Source organism: Alteromonas ponticola (assembly GCF_012911815.1).
Lineage (GTDB): Bacteria > Pseudomonadota > Gammaproteobacteria > Enterobacterales > Alteromonadaceae > Alteromonas > Alteromonas ponticola.
Genome location: NZ_JAATNW010000003.1, coordinates 301,570 through 321,153, shown reverse-complemented (window position 1 = coordinate 321,153; position 19,584 = coordinate 301,570). Strand labels below are relative to the sequence as shown.

General features: G+C 47.8%; 21 protein-coding genes. All 21 read left to right on the top strand.

Annotated features, from left to right (window positions below; translation table 11 throughout):
- The first annotated feature begins 49 nt into the window (after positions 1-49).
- Positions 50-373, top strand: a complete 324-nt coding sequence (gene fliE, locus HCJ96_RS06345) for a flagellar hook-basal body complex protein FliE (protein WP_169210191.1) — start codon at positions 50-52, stop codon at positions 371-373.
- Between the two features lie 23 nt (positions 374-396).
- On the top strand, positions 397-2,097 hold the full coding sequence (gene fliF, locus HCJ96_RS06340; RefSeq protein ID WP_169210190.1) for a flagellar basal-body MS-ring/collar protein FliF: 1,701 nt from the start codon (positions 397-399) through the stop codon (positions 2,095-2,097).
- Positions 2,098-2,106: 9 nt separating this feature from the next.
- Positions 2,107-3,147 carry a flagellar motor switch protein FliG gene (gene fliG, locus HCJ96_RS06335; RefSeq protein ID WP_169210189.1) on the top strand — a complete coding sequence of 347 codons (1,041 nt, stop codon included), beginning with the start codon at positions 2,107-2,109 and terminating at the stop codon, positions 3,145-3,147.
- Between the two features lie 17 nt (positions 3,148-3,164).
- Positions 3,165-3,956: a flagellar assembly protein FliH gene (fliH, locus tag HCJ96_RS06330; protein ID WP_169210188.1), complete on the top strand. Its 792-nt coding sequence runs from the start codon at positions 3,165-3,167 to the stop codon at positions 3,954-3,956.
- Positions 3,946-5,283 carry a flagellar protein export ATPase FliI gene (gene fliI / locus HCJ96_RS06325; protein ID WP_169210187.1) on the top strand — a complete coding sequence of 446 codons (1,338 nt, stop codon included), beginning with the start codon at positions 3,946-3,948 and terminating at the stop codon, positions 5,281-5,283. Before fliH ends, fliI begins: the two co-directional genes overlap by 11 nt.
- Positions 5,284-5,297: 14 nt before the next feature.
- On the top strand, positions 5,298-5,741 hold the full coding sequence (gene fliJ, locus HCJ96_RS06320) for a flagellar export protein FliJ (RefSeq protein WP_169210186.1): 444 nt from the start codon (positions 5,298-5,300) through the stop codon (positions 5,739-5,741).
- 122 nt (positions 5,742-5,863) lie between these two features.
- Positions 5,864-7,621: a flagellar hook-length control protein FliK gene (locus HCJ96_RS06315; RefSeq protein WP_169210185.1), complete on the top strand. Its 1,758-nt coding sequence runs from the start codon at positions 5,864-5,866 to the stop codon at positions 7,619-7,621.
- Between the two features lie 80 nt (positions 7,622-7,701).
- Positions 7,702-8,223 (top strand): flagellar basal body-associated protein FliL, encoded by a 522-nt coding sequence (gene fliL / locus HCJ96_RS06310; RefSeq protein WP_169210184.1) that lies wholly within the window; start codon positions 7,702-7,704, stop codon positions 8,221-8,223.
- Between the two features lie 11 nt (positions 8,224-8,234).
- Positions 8,235-9,293 (top strand): flagellar motor switch protein FliM, encoded by a 1,059-nt coding sequence (gene fliM, locus HCJ96_RS06305; RefSeq protein ID WP_169210183.1) that lies wholly within the window; start codon positions 8,235-8,237, stop codon positions 9,291-9,293.
- Between the two features lie 28 nt (positions 9,294-9,321).
- Entirely contained in the window at positions 9,322-9,729 is a 408-nt protein-coding gene (gene fliN / locus HCJ96_RS06300) for a flagellar motor switch protein FliN (protein ID WP_169210182.1), read from the top strand.
- A gap of 28 nt (positions 9,730-9,757) precedes the next feature.
- The gene (gene fliO / locus HCJ96_RS06295) at positions 9,758-10,171 is read left to right on the top strand and encodes a flagellar biosynthetic protein FliO (RefSeq protein ID WP_169210181.1); all 414 of its coding nucleotides are present in this window, start codon (positions 9,758-9,760) and stop codon (positions 10,169-10,171) included.
- A complete protein-coding gene (gene fliP, locus HCJ96_RS06290) occupies positions 10,164-10,928 on the top strand; it encodes a flagellar type III secretion system pore protein FliP (RefSeq protein WP_169210180.1) in 765 nt (254 codons plus the stop codon). Before fliO ends, fliP begins: the two co-directional genes overlap by 8 nt.
- A 9-nt stretch (positions 10,929-10,937) precedes the next feature.
- Positions 10,938-11,207 (top strand): flagellar biosynthesis protein FliQ, encoded by a 270-nt coding sequence (gene fliQ / locus HCJ96_RS06285; protein ID WP_169210179.1) that lies wholly within the window; start codon positions 10,938-10,940, stop codon positions 11,205-11,207.
- Between the two features lie 16 nt (positions 11,208-11,223).
- Positions 11,224-12,006, top strand: a complete 783-nt coding sequence (gene fliR, locus HCJ96_RS06280) for a flagellar biosynthetic protein FliR (RefSeq protein ID WP_169210178.1) — start codon at positions 11,224-11,226, stop codon at positions 12,004-12,006.
- Positions 12,007-12,018: 12 nt separating this feature from the next.
- Positions 12,019-13,143, top strand: coding sequence for a flagellar biosynthesis protein FlhB (flhB, locus tag HCJ96_RS06275; RefSeq protein WP_169210177.1), 1,125 nt, complete (start codon positions 12,019-12,021; stop codon positions 13,141-13,143).
- 103 nt (positions 13,144-13,246) lie between these two features.
- Positions 13,247-15,367, top strand: a complete 2,121-nt coding sequence (gene flhA, locus HCJ96_RS06270) for a flagellar biosynthesis protein FlhA (RefSeq protein WP_169210176.1) — start codon at positions 13,247-13,249, stop codon at positions 15,365-15,367.
- A 29-nt stretch (positions 15,368-15,396) separates the two neighbouring features.
- A complete protein-coding gene (flhF, locus tag HCJ96_RS06265) occupies positions 15,397-16,782 on the top strand; it encodes a flagellar biosynthesis GTPase FlhF (RefSeq protein WP_169210175.1) in 1,386 nt (461 codons plus the stop codon).
- Positions 16,779-17,645: a MinD/ParA family ATP-binding protein gene (locus tag HCJ96_RS06260; protein ID WP_169210174.1), complete on the top strand. Its 867-nt coding sequence runs from the start codon at positions 16,779-16,781 to the stop codon at positions 17,643-17,645. The genes flhF and HCJ96_RS06260 overlap by 4 nt, the downstream gene beginning before the upstream one ends.
- Positions 17,642-18,370 (top strand): RNA polymerase sigma factor FliA, encoded by a 729-nt coding sequence (locus HCJ96_RS06255; RefSeq protein WP_169210173.1) that lies wholly within the window; start codon positions 17,642-17,644, stop codon positions 18,368-18,370. Before HCJ96_RS06260 ends, HCJ96_RS06255 begins: the two co-directional genes overlap by 4 nt.
- A gap of 50 nt (positions 18,371-18,420) precedes the next feature.
- The gene (gene cheY, locus HCJ96_RS06250) at positions 18,421-18,804 is read left to right on the top strand and encodes a chemotaxis response regulator CheY (protein ID WP_108567833.1); all 384 of its coding nucleotides are present in this window, start codon (positions 18,421-18,423) and stop codon (positions 18,802-18,804) included.
- Positions 18,805-18,835: 31 nt separating this feature from the next.
- The gene (locus HCJ96_RS06245) at positions 18,836-19,582 is read left to right on the top strand and encodes a protein phosphatase CheZ (RefSeq protein WP_169210172.1); all 747 of its coding nucleotides are present in this window, start codon (positions 18,836-18,838) and stop codon (positions 19,580-19,582) included.
- Positions 19,583-19,584: the final 2 nt, after the last annotated feature.

The following is a 19,584-nucleotide window of genomic DNA, read 5'->3' as shown; positions in this document are numbered from 1 at the left end:
TCGCCAAATGTCAGTCACGACAATGGTAACCATCACTTCAGGAGTGGTCATGGACATTAAAGCAAACAGTTTGTACCAGGAAATGCAGGCAATGATTTCTCAGGCGCAGCTACCGGTACATGAAGCCCCAAATATTGTAAAACAGCCCGAAGGTGAATTCGCCAGCATGTTGAAAAATGCCATCGAAGGTGTAAATGATGCGCAGGTACATTCTAAAACCATGCAACAACGTTTTGAAATGGGCGACCCTTCGCTGAGCCTGGCCGAGGTCATGATCGCGAAGGAAAAATCAAGCATTGCATTTGAAGCCACCCTACAAGTGCGTAACAAACTGCTTGAAGCCTACAAGCAAATTTCGAATATGCCAGTTTAAATTAATTTCAGGGTAGTAATAAGATGGCAGAAGCAACCGGCACCAACCTGACCGTCGCTGACGAGTCAGGCGGTGGCAATAACGAACCGGAAAACAAATCCGGATTCATGGACACACTTGGCAGCGCTGACATGATGCGGCAAATGGCGCTGGTAGTGGTGCTGGTTATCTGCATAGCCATTGCCGTATTTATCCTCATTTGGGCGCAGGAGCCAGATTATCGCCCGATGGCCAAAATGGAAACCGAGGAATTAATTGAAACCCTCGATTACATGGACGCCAATCAAATTGACTACAAGCTTGAAGGCAACATGATTCTGGTACGCAATGATGAGTATCAGGATATTCGTTTGGGGATGGCCCGCCAGGGGCTGGTGCGCTCTAGCGATACAGGTACTGACATCATTATGCAGGATATGGGCTTTGGTGTCAGTCAAAGGCTTGAAATGGAGCGTTTGAAACACGCTCGCGAACAGCAAATTGCCACTACCATTCAGGATATGGATAGCATTCAAAAAGCGCGTGTGTTGCTTGCCATGCCAAAAGAGAATGTGTTTTCCCGCCGTGAGAAAAAAGCCAGTGCGACCGTGGTGTTGACCGCCAAACGAGGGGCCGTAATTGCTGGTGAAGAAGTGGATGCAGTGGTGGATATTGTCGCTTCAGCCGTGCAGGGCATGGAACCAAGCAAGGTAACTGTAACCGATAGCAACGGGCGTTTGCTCAATTCAGGCTCACAAGACTCAATGAGCGCCAGAGCACGCAAAGAATATGAGATTGAACGCAAGCGTGAACAAGAATACCTGGAAAAAATCGATGCGATTCTGATCCCGGTATTAGGCATTGGGAATTACACCGCACAGGCTGATGTCACCATGGATTTTACTGCCATGGAACAAACCCAACGTACTTATAATCCGGACCTGCCGGCTGTGCGCAGTGAGATGTTGGTCGAAGAAAATAGTACTGGCGGCGGTGCGGCTGGTATACCAGGGGCATTGAGCAATCAGCCTCCGGCGGCATCACAAATCCCCGAGGATACCACTGCGCTAAACCCCGGCCAGTACGTTTCCCCCGGCCGAAATAGTAAAGAATCAACGCGTAACTACGAATTGGACACTACCATCAGCCATACTAAAAAACAGACAGGTGTAATCCGCCGACTGAGTGTCTCTGTGGCTGTTGATCACGTTCGCACAACAGCTGAAGATGGCAGCGTAACTACCCAGCCACGGCCGCAGGAAGAAGTATTGAATATTCGTCGGCTGTTACAGGGTGGTGTGGGTTTTGACGTTGCCCGAGGTGACTCGTTAGAAGTGGTGAGCGTGCCCTTCACTCGCATGGAAACCGGTGAAGTAGAGACAATCCCATTCTGGGAAGACCCTAAATTATTGCCTATAATTAAACTGATTATCGGCGGACTGGTGATTATCGTCTTAATTCTGGCTGTGATACGTCCAATGCTCAGAAAACTTATCAATCCTGAATCAGTAAAAGGCTCTGAAGACTTTGATGCAGACGAGCGTCTCGATCTTGGCGATGATACTATCAGCATGTTGACGCAAGAGTTTGACGAAGGTCAGGTTGGATTCGCGCCTGACGGTTCACTTATGTTACCTGATCTGCACAAAGACGAAGATGTACTTAAAGCCGTTCGCGCGCTGGTGGCTAATGAACCTGAATTATCTGCTCAGGTGGTCAAAGGCTGGCTGTTGCAGGACGAGTAGGAGAATAACGTGGCAGAAAATTTAGCTACTCAGGAAGACTTGGGATATGACGTTAGCAAGCTGGAAGGGTTGGAAAAAGCCGCTATCTTGTTGTTGAGCCTGTCGGAAGAAGATGCTGCACAGATCTTAAAGCACCTTGAACCCAAGCAAGTGCAAAAACTGGGTTCAGAAATGGCCAAAGTCGATGATATGACCCAGGTCAAAATTACTGCAGTGCACAAGCATTTTATCGAAGAGATTCAAAATTACAGCACCATCGGCTTCCAGAGTCAGGACTTCGTGAAGCGGGCACTGACCGCCGCCCTGGGTGAGGATAAAGCCGCTAACCTGATTGATCAAATCATGATGGGCACAGGTGCTAAGGGTTTGGATTCGTTAAAGTGGATGGATTCCAAGCAGGTTGCCAGTATTATTCGTAACGAACATCCGCAGATCCAAACCATTGTGTTGTCTTATCTCGAGCCGGAACAGAGCGCTGAAATTCTCGCACAGTTTCCGGAAAAAGTTCGTCTGGATTTGTTAATGCGAATTGCCAACCTGGAAGAAGTACAGCCAGCCGCATTGCAGGAATTGAACGAAATCATGGAGAAACAATTCGCCGGACAGGCCGGTACTCAGGCTGCCAAAATGGGCGGCTTGAAGTCAGCAGCAGACATCATGAACTATCTGGATACGGCTATCGAAGGGCAATTAATGGATGCTATTCGCGAGCAAGACGAAGAAATGAGTCAACAAATTCAAGACTTGATGTTTGTCTTCGACAACCTGGTCGATGTGGACGATCGCGGTATCCAGTCGATCCTGCGAGAAGTACAGCAAGATGCCTTGCTTAAAGCCATCAAAGGGGCTGACGAAGAGCTCAAAAATAAAATCACTAAGAATATGTCCAAGCGCGCTGCTGAGATGCTACTTGACGATCTTGAAGCGATGGGGCCCGTTCGTATTTCTGAAGTTGAAACTGCGCAAAAAGAAATTCTGTCTGTTGCCCGTCGCCTGGCGGATTCAGGCGAAATTATGCTTGGCGGCGGTGGCGGCGAAGAGTTCTTGTAAGCGGACACCGGTAACTTATGCCAAAATCAAATCCATTCGACAGCCAGGTTTCAGAAGGGATCAAAAAATGGGACCTGCCCTTTGTTGAAGGCACCAAAACAGAAGAGGAAGAAAAGCGGACTAACGCATTGAACCGCACTTCTGATTGGAAATACGAGCCACCTGAAGAAGATGAAGATGAAGAAATCGCGCCGCCTACTGCCCAGGAAATAGAAGCGATTCGACAAGCTGCTTACGACGAAGGCCACCAGGAAGGCAAGCAGATTGGCTTCGACGAAGGCAAAGCTGAAGGGGTAGAAGCCGGTCACAAGCAAGGTCACGAAGAAGGCTTTGCCGAGGGCGAAAAGCAAGGGCTTGAAAGTGGTCAGCAACAGATTGACGAACAAATTAAAGCATGGCAGCAACTAAGCGACCAACTAGACGTACCACTCAAGCAGGTCAATGAAGAGGTGCGTAAACAATTGGTTCAGTTAGCGCTTACTCTAGCGCGGTCGGTGATCCGTACTGAAATTAAAACTAATGATGACATTATATTTCAGGCACTATCGGATGGTTTGAAGGCGTTGCCCATTAACGAAAAGCAGTATCAGCTACAGATGCATGCGGATGATATCGCACGTATTAAGTCACATTATTCTGATGAAGAAATTGCCAGTAAAAACTGGCAACTGGTTGAAAACCCCTCGATGCAGCCTGGCGGCTGCGAGATCATCACCTCGCAAAATGCAGTGGATGTGTCAATCGATCGCCGCGTGCGGGATGTGATTGACAAATTTATGTTCGAGCAGGGTATCAACGGTGACAAATAACCTTGCAGACTATTTTGCCTCTTTGTCCAGGCAGGTGCCTCATCCGCCGATTGTCGCCGCGGGTAAACTGGTGCGCGGTATCGGCCTGACGTTAGAAGCGATAGGTTGTCAGTTACCCGTAGGAAGTCAGTGCAAAGTGCAAACCGTTGACGGTGAAATTGAAGCGGAAGTGGTGGGCTTTGGCGACGACATTACTTATCTGATGCCCACAGAACCTGTACGCGGAATTGTACCGGGCTCTCGCGTAGCACCGTTGAATCGGGAGAGTGGTTTGGCGGTAGGGATGGGATTGCTGGGAAGAGTCGTTGATGGCAACGGACAGCCGATGGATGGGCTTGGACCGATCGAAACCCAGATGCGTGTACCAACCATCAAACCTGCAATGAATCCGTTGCACCGCAGACCCATCGAAAACCCGATGGATGTGGGCGTACGTTCAATTAATGCGTTAAACACCGTTGGCATTGGTCAGCGGATGGGCCTTTTCGCTGGCAGTGGCGTGGGCAAAAGTGTGTTACTGGGCATGATGACGCGAGGCAGTACAGCCGATGTGGTGGTAGTGGGTCTGGTTGGCGAACGGGGGCGCGAGGTAAAAGAATTTATTCATGAAATTCTGGGGGACGAGGAGCGTAAACGCGCGGTCGTGGTTGCTGCTCCGGCTGACACTTCTCCGTTGATGCGTTTAAAAGGCTGCGAAACCGCGGTGACCATCGCAGAGTATTTCCGCGACCAGGGGATGAATGTATTATTGCTTATCGATTCGTTAACCCGCTATGCCATGGCCCAGCGTGAAATCGCACTGGCCGTGGGCGAACCGCCGGCGACGAAAGGGTATCCGCCTTCGGTATTTGCCAAATTACCGGCACTGGTTGAACGTGCTGGTAACGGGGGTGAGCATCAGGGCTCAATCACGGCGTTTTATACCGTGTTAACCGAGGGCGATGATCTGCAGGATCCTATCGCAGACTCGGCCCGCGCAATTTTAGATGGCCACATCGTACTTTCGCGTTCACTGGCTGACAGCGGTCACTATCCTGCGATTGATATCGAATCGTCGATAAGCCGGGTAATGCCAATGGTGGTCAGTGATGAGCATTTACTTATGGCCAGAAGGGTGAGGCAGGTTTACTCAACCTACAAGCAAAACAAAGATTTAATTGCAATTGGCGCCTATGCCAAAGGGTCCGACCCGCGCATTGATCTGGCGATTCAGGCCGAACCTGTAATCAATACCTTCCTGCAACAGGGTTACAAAGATGTCATTCCCTACGATGAGTGTCTGCAGGGTATGATGGGCTTAGCCAAAGGGCTGGGTCAGGGTAACTAAGAGGCAGGTTCAGCATGAGTCAGCTTAAACTGGTTGTACAGATCGAAGAAGAGAAAGAGCAAAAGGCCGCTCAAGCCTTTCAGCTTGCTCAACAAAACGTCACCGCGCAAAAGCAAAAACTGCAAAATCTGCAGCAGTACCGCCTGGAATATTTACGGCAGATTCAAAATAACGGAAAAGGCGGTGTGACAGCACAGAAATATCACCAACACCTGTCTTTTATTGGCAAACTCGATAAAGCCTGTGAGCAACAGATGGGGGTTATCTCACGAGCATCACTGGTGGCAGATGACCGAAAAAAACAGTGGATTGAGCGGCAAAAGCGCCGTAAAGCGGTAGAAATGGTGATTGAGAATCAACGCATCGCGGCTGAAAGAAAAGAGATGCGTAAACAGCAAAATACCATGGACGAATACGCCGCACAAAAATTCTATCGTGCACAAAAAGAAAAATATTAACTCCAGCGTGGTTAACACTTCTTAAACTGGAACGCTTCTTGCGAAGTCTACTAACAGAAAAAAGATTTGGATTGGTCAGCCTTTAATTTACAAGGTGATCAGGAAGTTTGGAAGAAGATATTATGCAACAAGTTGCCACTAAAGGTTCACAAATTGCCGCTTTGCCGATCGAGCTTGATTTGCAGCCATCGCGCCAGGGAAATGCCAACGACCAATTCAGACAGGCACTGGAACAATCAGCTAACCGTCCTCGGGATAAAGATAAAAAAGGTGAGATCACTCCTATCTGGAAGGCACCTGAGAAATCCCCCTCAGCTTCACAAACGGATCGACGTACCGCGGAGCGATCTGAAACGGTTAGTGCACAATCGGCTGCTAAACCTGAGTCCAGACCGGCTGTGCCCGCCAACACCGATTCGCAGGGCACTGAGCCTGCGATTGCAGCGCATGACAAGAACGAAGATACCAACTGGCTTGAACTGGTAGAGTCTGTCAAAGATTACAATGAGAACCCCGATAAAGCCGCATTGTCTCAGGTGACCGACTCAATGTCTGGTGATGACATCACGCTTTCCGATGAGCTGTCAGCGAAGCTTGATGCGCTGTTAGCAAAGCTAGGCGAAGACAGCGCTATCTCGAATGATGAGATGTCAATATTAGCCGCGATTCAGGAACAACTTAGTGCTATGGAAACGGAAGTCGAAGGGCCAGTCACGATAGCAGTATTATTTGATCAACTTTCGCAAAAATTAAATCAGATGGTAGCCAAAGCGATGGATGCCGGAGAAAAAGTGGAATCGCCTAAAGCAACAGCGCTGGCGACAGCCTTGTTAACGCTACAAGCTGAAGATGCGGACAAAACCAACCCACTGGCTGCACAAGGAGCAGACAGTTCTGATGATGCACTCGAAGCGTCTGCAAAACTGCTGCTGTCTTTGATGCACTCAGAAAAACAGAATGCACAATTGCAGACGAGTGGTTCTCAATCTGCGCTTAACGAAAAATTGACAGCACCGCAAAACCTGGACAAGTTGTTGCAGAGTATGCAGCAGCTTTCAGCAAAAGGGCAAAGCGAAAGTGTTGAAGCCATCGCTGATCGCGTGATCAAATTGTTGCCAGCAACTGCAACAGAGCAACAGCAGCAGGCGGTAAAAAATGCTGTGATTACGGGCTTGAATGAAATGAATGCACAGCTGGCCCAAGGTCGCGAGCCCGGTATCAATCTGCAGGATTTAATCGCTGGCGCACTCAGCGAAGCGAATATCCAATTGGATAATGCGATGAAGCAACAACTGGAAGGGCAATTTACATTATTGAGCAATGCAATGCAGACCGCGCAGCAAAACGCTACAGTGGATGCCGACAGACAGGCACTGGCGTCTATCGATACCTCTTTGCGGGAAAATACGCAAATCCGCAGTGAGATGAGTAAAGCGCAACAAGCGGCTGATGGTTTGGATAAACCAGTTAATCTAACACGCGCAGAAGGTCAGCAGCAGTTAAATGAGAAAATTCGCTGGATGATCAATAGCCGCAGCAGCCTGGCTGAAATACGCCTGGATCCACCCGAGTTAGGCAGTATGCAGGTGAGAGTGAATATTTCCGGTGACACCGCTAACGTTAACTTTGTGGTTCAATCGCAACATGCTAAAGACGCATTGGCTGACGCCGAAAACAGGTTACGTGAAATGCTCGCAGAGCAGGGTATAACGCTGGGTGAATCCTTCGTTCAACAGCAAGATTCACAACAGAGCGAAGAAGACGGCCAGTTTGCCGGGTCGGGCCACTCAGGCGATGATTTTGAAGGCGATGACACCCAGACTCAGACTGAATCCGGCACACGCAAGCGCGACACCAATGGAATCGATGACTATGCTTAGTAAAACTTTCTTGATTCTATGATTGCCATTTACTGGTGAAAATTGATAATACGCCCATTGGAATAATATGAGATAAAAACATGGCGGAAGACGAACTACAAATTGAAGAAAGCGGTGGCAGTAGCAAAAAAATGATGATTATCATCATTGCTGTTGTAGTAATACTGGGTGGTGGTGCTGCTTATTTCTTCCTGTTTTCAGGTTCAGATACGCCCGTTCCTGAGCAGTCCGAAATGGCTCAGGGGCAATCTGCACAGCCACAAGCGTCCACAGCGAATCTCGGTACTGCACTTTACGTGGCAATGCCGCGCCCATTTGTCTTTAATGTTCCGGGCAGTGGCCGCGACCGCTTAGTTCAAATTAAAGTGCAGTTAATGGTACGCGGATCAGAGAATGAAGAAATCGCCAAATCACACATTCCTTTAATTGAAGGAACCTTGCTTCAGGTTTTCAGTAATAGCAGCGCAGATGATTTGGTTACTGAAGCAGGCAAAATTACCCTGCGGGAAGACGCGTTGAGTGAAGTTCAGCGGGTGATGAATGAGATTTCAGGTGCGAATGTGGTGGAACAGGTGCTGTTCACCGGGTTTGTAATGCAGTAAAAGGATATCGAGTGAGCGATTTATTATCCCAAGACGAAATCGACGCCCTGTTACATGGTGTCGACGACGTAGAAGAAGAGGAAGTCAGCGAAAGCGGCGGTGATACTTCTGCGCTTGAGTATGACTTTTCGTCGCAGGATAGAATAGTGCGCGGGCGTATGCCCACGCTTGAAATTGTTAACGAACGCTTTGCCCGACACATGCGGGTTAGTTTGTTTAACATGATGCGTCGCTCTGCTGAAGTGTCAATAAATGGCATTCAGATGATTAAGTTTGGTGAGTACATACATACGCTGTTTGTGCCTACCAGCTTGAACATGGTGCGTTTTCGTCCGCTTAAAGGCACCGGGCTAATCACCATGGAAGCGCGCCTGGTGTTTATTTTGGTAGATAACTTTTTTGGTGGTGACGGGCGTTATCACGCGAAAATTGAAGGGCGGGAATTTACCCCTACCGAACGCCGTATTATCCAGATGCTGTTAAAAATAATCTTCGAAGATTATAAAGAGGCGTGGGCACCCGTCATGGATGTGTCGTTTGAATATCTGGATTCAGAAGTAAACCCTGCCATGGCAAACATTGTCAGTCCTACCGAGGTGGTGGTGATAAGTTCGTTTCATATCGAACTTGACGGCGGCGGTGGTGATTTTCACGTGTCGTTGCCTTACTCAATGCTGGAGCCGATTAGGGAACTGCTTGACGCCGGTGTGCAAAGCGACAAAGAAGACACCGATCTGCGCTGGAGTAAAGCGCTTCGCGATGAAATTATGGACGTAGAAGTGGAATTGACCACCCACATGCTGGAAGTTGATGTATCGCTGAAACAAATTATGGAATTTAAGGCAGGTGACATTATTCCGGTGGAAATGCCTGAATTTATCACCGTTTTGATTGAGGATTTACCAACTTTCCGCGCTAAGTTGGGCCGTTCGCGTGACAACCTGGCGCTGAAAATTACGGACAAAATCCCCAGACCGACTTCGGTTAAATCTGAACTGCAGCTATTAACTCGCGGTGGTCGTGTAATCGACAATGATGCTGAGTTACAAGTGCTGGAAGAAGATCTCTGAGCATGAGACATATTAATGAGGTACTCCTATGAGTGAAGAAGATGGCATGGACGACTGGGCAGCAGCGATGGCTGAGCAGGCAGAGTCAGAAGAAGGTCAGGAAGGTGAAGGCGATGGTGTTAAAGTTGCCGAACTGGATGAACTGAAAGATGACGCACCTATAACCCAGGAAGAGAAGAAAAAACTCGATACCATTTTGGATATCCCCGTTACCATCTCTATGGAGGTCGGACGTAGCCAAATTAGTATTCGGAATTTATTGCAACTGAACCAGGGCTCAGTTGTGGAATTAGATCGGGTCGCCGGAGAGCCATTAGATGTTTTGGTTAATGGCACGTTGATTGCTCATGGAGAAGTAGTAGTAGTCAACGACAAGTTTGGGATCCGGTTAACAGATGTTATTAGTCAGATCGAAAGAATCAAAAAGCTTCGGTAAATTTTTATCCTTTTCAAGAGGTTGCAAATTGCTGCCTCTTGTTTTTTCCTCTTCAGCCTTTGCGCAAAGCACACAATCCATCACCAACCCCACCTCAGTACTGTCAATTTTTCTATCACTTTTATTAGTGGTGGCGATTATTTTTGCGTTAGCGTACGTGATGCGACGGTTTAATGTCACTCACTCCAGCAACGGTCAGTTAAAGGTAGTAGCCAGCATGATGGCCGGCGCAAAAGAACGCATCATGGTGATTGAAGTAGGTGACGAGCAGCATTTAGTAGGGATCACCTCGCAGTCTATTTCTCACTTAAGCAAACTGGAAAATAATATAAAACGCCAGCAGCCCGCGGAGAATCCAGGGGCTTTGTTTAAACAAAAGCTGGTCAGCGCCATGGCGGGAAAAATAAATCCTTCTTTAAAAGAGGAGAAGCAGCATGGCTAATGTGCGGTTCTGGCTCGGCTTTGGACTATTGAGCAGTTTGTTGTTCTTTGCAGATTCAGTATCAGCACAACAGGGCATTTCGGCAGTCACTGTGACCACCAACCCGGATGGGACACAGGATTATTCGATGACCCTGCAGGCAGTTTTCATCATGACTGCGCTGAGTTTGATTCCGGCGTTTATTATGATGATGACCTCCTTTACGCGCATCATTGTGGTGTTATCCATACTGCGTCAGGCTATTGGATTGCAACAGTCACCTTCCAACCAGATCCTGATCGGTGTCAGTCTGTTCCTGTCATTATTTATCATGTCACCGGTATTTGAAGAGATTAACGAGCGTGCCTTGCAGCCCTATCTTGAAGAAACCATGACATCAAAAGAGGCGTTTGAACAAGCCAAAGGCCCTATGCGCGCATTTATGCTTTCTCAGACCCGGGTAAGAGATTTAGAAACCTTTGTACGTATCGCCGGCGATGAAGATAAATATGAAGAACCTGCGGATGTACCGTTGACCATTCTGATCCCGGCATTTGTTACCAGCGAACTGAAAACGGCGTTTCAGATTGGCTTTATGCTGTTTATCCCGTTCTTGATCATTGATCTGGTCGTGGCATCAATCCTCATGGCAATGGGGATGATGATGTTATCCCCCATGATTGTCTCACTGCCATTTAAACTGATGTTGTTTGTATTGGTAGATGGCTGGAATCTGATTTTTGGCACCCTTGCGACCAGTTTTGGTATGGGTGTGTAGGAGGCGACTATGTCACCAGAAGTATTTGTGCAAATTCTCCGTGAAGCGATGTTTATGGTGATCATGCTGGTCTCCGCGGTTATCGTGCCCAGTTTGATTGTCGGTTTGATCGTAGCGGTTTTTCAGGCTGCAACTTCAATCAACGAGCAGACCATGAGCTTTCTGCCTCGCCTGTTGGTAACGCTGCTGGCGTTAAGCTGGGGAGGAAACTGGTTGGTGCAGCAATTGATGGACTTCACTTTTCATATGGTCGATCAAATTCCGCAAGTTGTTGGATAGTTGTTAGTAAATCGTCATGGTTTATGAATTAGCCGTTATCAACCAGTTTTTGACCGATATGATGCTGCCGTTTATGCGCATCAGCGGGATGTTTGCCACTATGATCGGTATGAGCGCCAAATCTATCTCTCCCACGGTGCGAGGGCTGCTCACGGTGATGCTGGCGCTGATTATTATGCCGGTGGTACCGCCGGTTCCGGTAGAAAATCTGGTTAGCTTAGGCACTTTCATTATCGGTGCAAAAGAAATACTGATTGGTGTCGGTATCGGTTTTATTTCTATGATGGTACTGAATACCTTCGTGCTTGCCGGTCAGATTATTGCAATGCAGACCGGCTTGGGCTTTGCTTCTATCGTCGACCCGGTTAACGGCATCAACGTACCCGCGGTAGGTCAGTTTTATCTCATTCTGGCAACGTTACTCTTCTGGACCCTTGATGGCCATCTGGCAATGATTGAAATGGTGGTGATCAGTTTCGAGGCGTTTCCCATTGTTGGCTCATGGTGGTCTCCTCAACAGCTATTGGATATCGTGCACTGGGGCAGTTGGATGTTCATAGCGTCGGTGACGCTGTCGTTAGCGCCTATTGTGTCACTGCTAATTGTTAACCTGGCGTTTGGCATCATGACCAAAGCTGCGCCGCAATTAAATATTTTCAGTATCGGATTTTCTATCGCGCAGATGATGGGCTTGACCATTATCTGGATTACATTATCAAACTTTACCATGCACTTTAATGAGCTGTGGGAAAGGGCATTGCAATTCATGTGTGAATTGCTTGCAGTATGCCCAACGTAGAAGGAGGCAGCCATGGCTGATACCGACGATAAAACGGAAGAACCCACACAGAAAAAAATTGACGATGCTCGAGATAAAGGGCAGATAGCTCGATCCAAGGAGCTTTCAACCACGTTAGTGCTGATTTTCAGTGGCGCAATGTTTTTGGTGATCGGCGGGCAACTGGCAGAATCGCTCTATTCCGTATCACTGCGCATGTTTACCCTATCAAGAGACGAAACTTACGATCCTACCCAAATGTTTGGCGCCTGGGGCGAGGCACTTACGGCGGTAGCGTTTCCGGTCATCATGTTTCAATTGGTCGCGATGATTGGCGGTATATATGGCAATATTGGCGTCGGCGGCTTCAATTTCACCTGGGAATCCGCAGCACCCAAAATGAACAAGCTTAATCCTATTAATGGATTAAAGCGCATGTTCGGACCCAACGGATTGGTCGAGCTGCTTAAATCGATTGCTAAATTTTTTGTCATAGGCGGATTGGCTTTGCTTGCGATGCTGTATTTCGAAGACGAAGCAATTCACCTCGATATGGAAGCATACCCAGGAAACTTCTTTCACGCGATGGAGATGATCGCGTGGGCATTTTTTATTATGACCCTGGGTATGATACCCATCTCCCTCATCGACGTGCCGTACCAGAAGTATAAGCACAACAAAGAACTGAAGATGACCAAGCAGGAAATTAAAGACGAGCATAAAAACTCTGAAGGTGATCCGCAAACTAAAGGCAGGATACGTCGTCTGCAATTTCAGGCTTCAGCCAAACGCATGATGCAAGAAGTACCACACGCTGACGTAGTGGTGACCAACCCGACCCATTATTCTGTAGCACTTAAATATGATGAAAACGGTGTGCGCGCGCCTGTGGTTGTTGCCAAGGGAGCGGATGAACTGGCAATGCATATTCGTAAAATAGCCACTGCCAACAATGTGCCGCTGATCCCCACGCCCATGCTGACGCGTGCCATTTATTATTCCACTGAAGTGGATAACGAAATTCCGCAAAAACTGTTTATGGCAGTGGCGCAGGTATTAGCTTACGTCTTTCAGCTTAAGGCATACCGAGCTGGCAAAGGCAAACGACCTAAGCCGCTTAAACGGGATTTACCCATTCCTACAGAGCTTCGTCGATAAATTTCTTCACGAACGGCCTAACATGGCACAGTAGTTGAACTATCAATGATTCACAGGCAGTAAGTGTCAAAATTCTGATAGTTTAACGTGAGACTAAAGTACGATGGAGTTATCCGGTTATCTGCAACGGTTTGACAAAAATCGAATGCAGCAATTCGCCAGCGGTTTAGGCGCACCGATCGTTCTTCTGGCTATAATGGGCATGGTTATTCTGCCCATGCCGCCTTTCCTCTTAGACGTGTTGTTCAGTTTCAACATCGCCCTCTCTCTGGTCATCATATTGGTGGCGGTACTAACTAAGCGGCCGGTTGAATTCGGCATATTCCCGCTGGTCTTATTGATCGCCACCGTACTGCGCCTGGCCTTAAACGTCGCTTCTACGCGGGTGGTGCTGTTATACGGACATGAAGGCGGCGACGCGGCGGGTAAGGTCATCGAAGCTTTCGGTGAAGTGGTGATTGGGGGTAATTTTGCTGTCGGTATCGTGGTCTTTGCCATTTTGCTGATTATTAATTTTAAGGTTGTTACCGCAGGTGCCGGCCGTATTTCTGAGGTTAGCGCTCGATTTACCCTTGATGCCATGCCAGGTAAACAAATGGCAATTGATGCAGACTTGAATGCCGGGTACATCGATCAGGAACAGGCACGCCAGCGCCGCGAAGAGATTACCGCAGAAGCTGACTTCTATGGTTCTATGGATGGTGCGTCAAAATTCGTTAAAGGCGATGCCATTGCAGGCTTGTTTATTATGCTGATCAACATCGTCGGCGGATTGTTTATTGGCATGATCCAGCATGATTTAGACTTTGGCAATGCCCTTGAAGTTTACACCATTCTTACCATCGGTGATGGCTTGGTGGCACAAATACCTTCTTTGTTACTTTCGGTAGCTACCGCCATTATCGTGACGCGCGAAAACGAAGACCAGCAGATGGGGGATGAGATTAAATCCCAGTTGGGTAATCCTCAGGCATTAACGATTGCTGCGGTTATCTTGTTTGTCATGGGGATAGTGCCGGGCATGCCCCATTTCGCATTCTTAAGTTTTTCTGCTATCGCAGGGGGGTATGCATACTGGCAGTCCAAACGCATCAGTGCTGAAGAAGCAGAACAAGCCGGCAGAAATAGCCCTGCCGCGAAAGCGGGTAAGGTCAACACCGACGATTACGTTGCGCCTGAAGTAAAAGAACTTGGCTGGCACGATGTGCAGCAGGTCGATACCATTGGTCTGGAAGTTGGCTATCGCCTCATCCCGCTGGTGGACAAATCACAAGGCGGCGAGTTACTAACGCGAATCAAAGGAGTGAGGAAAAAGCTTTCTCAGGAACTGGGCTTTTTGATCCCGCCGGTGCACATCAGAGATAACCTCGATTTAGATCCCAATGCCTACAACATTGCCATGCTTGGTGTCACCATTGGTGAGGCGCAAATCAGTCATGATGAGGAAATGGCCATCAACCCGGGTCAGGTGTTCGGCAAACTTGAGGGGCGCGCAACACGGGATCCTGCTTTCGGTCTGGATGCCGTATGGATCAAACCTAATCAGCGCGAACACGCACAGACGCTCGGCTATACGGTGGTGGACGCTGCAACTGTGGTGGCGACACATTTAAGCCAGTTACTCACCAATAATGCTTATCAGTTGCTGGGACACGAAGAAGTGCAGCAGTTGCTGGATATGCTGGCCAAGAACAACCCCAAACTGGTTGAAGGACTGGTGCCGGATTTATTGCCATTAAGCACGGTCGTTAAAGTATTGCAAACCTTGCTGTTTGAAGGCGTGCCGATTCGGGATATGCGCACCATTGTGCAAACCCTGAGTGAATATGCGCCTAAGAGTCAGGATCCTGATGTACTGGTTTCTGCGGTGCGAATTGCGCTTAAACGTTTAATTGTGCAGGAGATTTGTGATGGTAATAAAGAAATACCCGTCATAACGCTGGCGCCAGAACTGGAACAGATGTTGCACCAGTCTCTTCAAGCCGGTGGCGAAGATGGGGCGGGCATTGAGCCGGGGCTGGCTGACAGAATTCAGCAGTCCCTGCAACAAGCCAGTCAACAACAGGAACTGGCAGGAGAACCTGCAGTACTGTTGACATCAGGTATGTTACGTCCTGTCTTATCGCGCTTCCTGAAATATTCGGTAGAGGGATTGCATGTACTGTCATATCAGGAAGTCCCAGACGATAAACAGATCAAAATTGTTAGCTCTGTGGGTCAATAAAATGACGCCATCTAAGAGACGAGGTTGCAATGAAAATTAGACGGTTTTTTGGCAAAGACATGCGCGAAGCGCTAAATAAAGTGAAAGATGAACTTGGTAGTGATGCGGTCATCATGTCCAATCGCAAAGTTGCTGATGGGATCGAATTAGTTGCTGCGTATGATAAAGAACCCGAGGTTAAACTTGGCAATGTGAAGCGCCGGCATGCTGAATCGCCAACAAAAAACGGCAAGCCAACACCGTCGTTAAGTGAAATTATTGGTGATGACGGCCCTGACAGTTTAAGAGCGCTGCTTGAAAAACAACACGCGGGTGTCGCTGATGCGATAAAAGCACAAAGACCGGTACCCTCTCCAGCAGCAACGCCACCTCCTTCGGCTAGACCCGTTGCGCCATCGACAACCGTCAAAGAAGATTATCTGCAATTTGACGATGATCTGATGGACACTATGCCTGCACGCGAAAAAGAACCGTCCGCGCGCTACGAAAATAATGATCTTGCCAGTATTAAAGAAGAAATTGAGTCACTGCGAAACGTTTTGCAATTTCAACTGGCAGAGTTAAAGCAGGAAAAGAAAAGTCGACACCTTCCAAGCCATCAGTATCTTGCGCATAGTTTAACCCAAATGGGGTTAAGTGAAGCACTGGCCGAGCAGTTAATTAATTTTACGCCAAAAGAATATGGTGAACGTGAAGCATGGGTCTACCTGCTCAATTTACTTTCCAACCGCTTGCAGATTGCTGGCAATGATATCCTCAGACAAACAGGTGTGGTTGCGTTAGTGGGCCCGACCGGAACGGGAAAAACGACCACGGTGGCTAAATTGGCCGCCCGTTATGCGCAGCGCCATGGTGCCGATCAGGTAGCAATGATCACCGTCGATACTTATCGGATTGCGGCGTTTGAGCAGTTGGCCACCTACGGCAAAATCATTGGTTGTACGGTGCGCAAAGCGCAGTCCAGTGAAGAGTTGGCCGAACAGCTATTTCAGTTGCGGCATAAAAAATTAATTTTGATCGATACTGCCGGCTTTAGTCAGCGTGATAGTCGATTAATCAAACAACTTGCTCAATTTGACGACGGTCAGATGCAGCCGGTGAAAAAATATTTAGTAGCGCAGGCAAATACTCAATATGCTGCGATGCAGCGCATTGTAGACGCATATAGCCGGATAAAGCTGGATGGATGCATCTTCACCAAACTGGACGAATGCTACAGTTTGGGAGAAATATTAAGTATCGCTGTGGAAAATCAATTGAGCGTAAGCTATGTTACTGATGGACAACAAGTTCCCGAAGATATTAAAATTGCCGATGCAAAATCTCTCGTATCTGCTGCCGCAAAGCTTTATAAAAAGTACGGTTTGAATCATACTACAAGCAATCAAGTGGTTAACGCAGCACGAGCAGTATGATCGACGATCAAGCGAGTAGCTTACGAAAGATGAATCAATCTCGACTTATTAAAGTTATCGCCGTAACCGGTGGCAAGGGTGGGGTAGGTAAAACTAACATCACTCTCAATACAGCCATAGCAATGGCCAAACAAGGTAAAAGGGTCATGGTACTTGACGCCGACCTTGGTCTGGCCAATGTGGATGTGATGCTTGGATTACGGGTAGAAAAAAATCTATCACACGTTTTGTCGGGTGAATGTACCCTCGACGAAGTGTTAGTGACGGGCCCGCATGGAATTAAAATTGCGCCAGCAACGTCTGGCTCGCAATCTATGACAGAATTGTCACCCACTGAGCATGCTGGGCTTATACGCGCCTTCAGCGAGTTGCGTTCGCAGATCGACATTCTGATTGTCGATACCGCAGCGGGTATTTCTGATATGGTGCTCAGCTTTTCCCGTGCATCGCAGGATATAATGGTTGTGGTGTGCGATGAACCCACCTCCTTAACGGATGCCTACGCACTGATAAAGATTTTGAATCGCGAGCATGGTGTCTTTAAATTTAAAATCGTTGCCAACATGGTCAGAGACATTCGTGAAGGACAAGAGCTGTTTAGCAAACTGTCTAAAGTGACTGGGCGGTTCCTGGATGTGGCGTTAGAACTGGTTGCAACGGTACCATTTGACGAGAATATTCGTCGCGCGGTTCGAAAGCAAACTGCCATTGTCGACGCCTTCCCTAGTTCACCAGCGGCCCTCGCCATTTCTCAATTAGCCACCAAGGCGGCAAAATGGCCAATTCCTGAACAGCCTGGTGGGCATCTTGAGTTTTTCATTGAACAATTAGTGTCAAATAAACTGGCGGGTAATCAACGTTGAATAGCAAAGCCGCAGCTTACCGACAGCAAAACGATAAAGCGCAGCTGGTTGAACAACACGCCACGCTGGTAAAACGTATTGCGCATCATTTGATGGTAAGGTTGCCACCCAGCGTACTGGTGGATGATCTCATTCAGGCAGGCATGATCGGGTTATTAGAAGCGGCAAAAAATTTTGACGGTTCTAAGGGCGCAAGCTTTGAAACCTTTGCGGGTATTCGCATTCGCGGAGCGATGCTGGATGAAATTCGCAAAGGTGACTGGACACCGCGTTCAGTGCACAAAAACAGCCGCGCCATCTCTGACGCCATTGCACAGGTGGAGAGAGATACTGGGCGAGATGCCAAAGACGCAGAAATCGCGGGAGTATTGAATGTTAGTCTCGATGACTATCATCAGATGCTAAACGAAGTGAATGCAGGAAAACTCGTCGGTATTGAAGACCTTGGCGTGTCTGAGGACGTCATTACCACAGAAGAGAATGCGGGGAGCGACTCACCGCTTGACGATTTGATGCAAGGTGCTTTTCAAAAAGCACTTGCTCATGCTATTACTACGTTACCCGAAAGAGAAGCAATCGTACTATCTTTATATTATGATGAAGAACTAAACCTTCGGGAAATTGGTGAAGTGCTGGATGTTAGCGAATCCAGAGTTAGCCAGATTCACAGCCAGGCCATGCTAAAACTTAAATCGCGAATGAAATCGTGGCGGGTTAGTGAATAATAAAAATCACAATGAACATTAATAACTTATAACCCTCACTGGAGGCCATTTTGGACAAAAATATGAAAATTCTCGTGGTTGACGATTTTTCAACTATGAGACGAATCATAAAAAACCTGCTTAAAGATTTGGGGTTTTCCAATATCCAGGAAGCGGACGATGGAAGTACTGCGTTGCCGATGCTACAGCAGGGTGATTTTGATTTTGTTGTTACCGACTGGAATATGCCGGGCATGCAAGGAATCGATTTGCTACGCGCCATCCGAGCTGATGACAAACTCAAACACTTACCTGTCCTTATGGTCACTGCCGAAGCGAAAAAGGAACAAATCGTGGCGGCTGCTCAGGCAGGGGTAAATGGTTACGTAGTCAAACCGTTTACGGCGGCAACACTGAAGGAAAAACTCGACAAAATCTTCGAACGTTTAGGTTAAGCCAGACGCTCCAACGCTAGAGGAAAAAAGGATGTCGATACAAAACGTCCCTATTACATTAGATGAAGCCAGGCAGCTGGTCGTCTTTTTAGAACAAGATGATCATGAATCTGCCAGAGCGCTTCTCGATGCTGCTTCGATGAAAGAGTCAATCGAGCTTTTTGCCGAAGTGGGAAAATTGACCCGTCAGCTGCATGATGCATTAAACAGTTTCCAATTAGACGATCGCATAGCCGGTCTGGCTACGGATGAAATTCCAGATGCGCAAACTCGGCTGACGTATGTTATTGAAGAAACCGAAAAAGCGGCAAACACAACCATGGATGCGGTTGAAGCGAGCATGCCGATAGCAGAAACCCTTTCTCAACGCATAGACACCATTATGCCAGAGTGGAAAAAACTCATGAGCAGGCAGATTGAGGTTGGTGAGTTTAAATCTCTGTGCACCGATTTAGATAAATTGCTGGTTGACGCTTCTGCAGAATCAGCAAAACTGACTAGTTTGCTTACTGAGGTATTGATGGCGCAGGGGTATCAAGACCTTACTGGTCAGGTAATTCGTCGCGTTATTGAGCTGGTGAAAGAAGTCGAAGACAGCCTGGTGAATATGTTGACCATGTTCGGCGATGTAGAAAAAACTGAAAAGACTACTAAACCTTTGAAAGATAAAACCGATAAGATTGAAGCGGAAGGGCCAATTATCGATGCAGAACAACGCGATGATGTTGTTCAGGGGCAGGATGATGTGGACGATTTATTGTCAAGCTTAGGTTTTTAGGG

What these genes read in the sequence shown, in the direction of transcription:
- flhA (WP_169210176.1), top strand. Translation starts at nt 13,247, where the DNA reads ATGGAGTTATCCGGTTATCTGCAACGGTTTGACAAAAATCGAATGCAG.
- fliJ (WP_169210186.1), top strand. Translation starts at nt 5,298, where the DNA reads ATGAGTCAGCTTAAACTGGTTGTACAGATCGAAGAAGAGAAAGAGCAA.
- fliH (WP_169210188.1), top strand. Translation starts at nt 3,165, where the DNA reads ATGCCAAAATCAAATCCATTCGACAGCCAGGTTTCAGAAGGGATCAAA.
- fliP (WP_169210180.1), top strand. Translation starts at nt 10,164, where the DNA reads ATGGCTAATGTGCGGTTCTGGCTCGGCTTTGGACTATTGAGCAGTTTG.
- fliL (WP_169210184.1), top strand. Translation starts at nt 7,702, where the DNA reads ATGGCGGAAGACGAACTACAAATTGAAGAAAGCGGTGGCAGTAGCAAA.
- fliE (WP_169210191.1), top strand. Translation starts at nt 50, where the DNA reads ATGGACATTAAAGCAAACAGTTTGTACCAGGAAATGCAGGCAATGATT.
- HCJ96_RS06315 (WP_169210185.1), top strand. Translation starts at nt 5,864, where the DNA reads ATGCAACAAGTTGCCACTAAAGGTTCACAAATTGCCGCTTTGCCGATC.
- fliF (WP_169210190.1), top strand. Translation starts at nt 397, where the DNA reads ATGGCAGAAGCAACCGGCACCAACCTGACCGTCGCTGACGAGTCAGGC.
- fliQ (WP_169210179.1), top strand. Translation starts at nt 10,938, where the DNA reads ATGTCACCAGAAGTATTTGTGCAAATTCTCCGTGAAGCGATGTTTATG.
- flhF (WP_169210175.1), top strand. Translation starts at nt 15,397, where the DNA reads ATGAAAATTAGACGGTTTTTTGGCAAAGACATGCGCGAAGCGCTAAAT.
- HCJ96_RS06245 (WP_169210172.1), top strand. Translation starts at nt 18,836, where the DNA reads ATGTCGATACAAAACGTCCCTATTACATTAGATGAAGCCAGGCAGCTG.
- HCJ96_RS06260 (WP_169210174.1), top strand. Translation starts at nt 16,779, where the DNA reads ATGATCGACGATCAAGCGAGTAGCTTACGAAAGATGAATCAATCTCGA.
- flhB (WP_169210177.1), top strand. Translation starts at nt 12,019, where the DNA reads ATGGCTGATACCGACGATAAAACGGAAGAACCCACACAGAAAAAAATT.
- fliR (WP_169210178.1), top strand. Translation starts at nt 11,224, where the DNA reads ATGGTTTATGAATTAGCCGTTATCAACCAGTTTTTGACCGATATGATG.
- fliN (WP_169210182.1), top strand. Translation starts at nt 9,322, where the DNA reads ATGAGTGAAGAAGATGGCATGGACGACTGGGCAGCAGCGATGGCTGAG.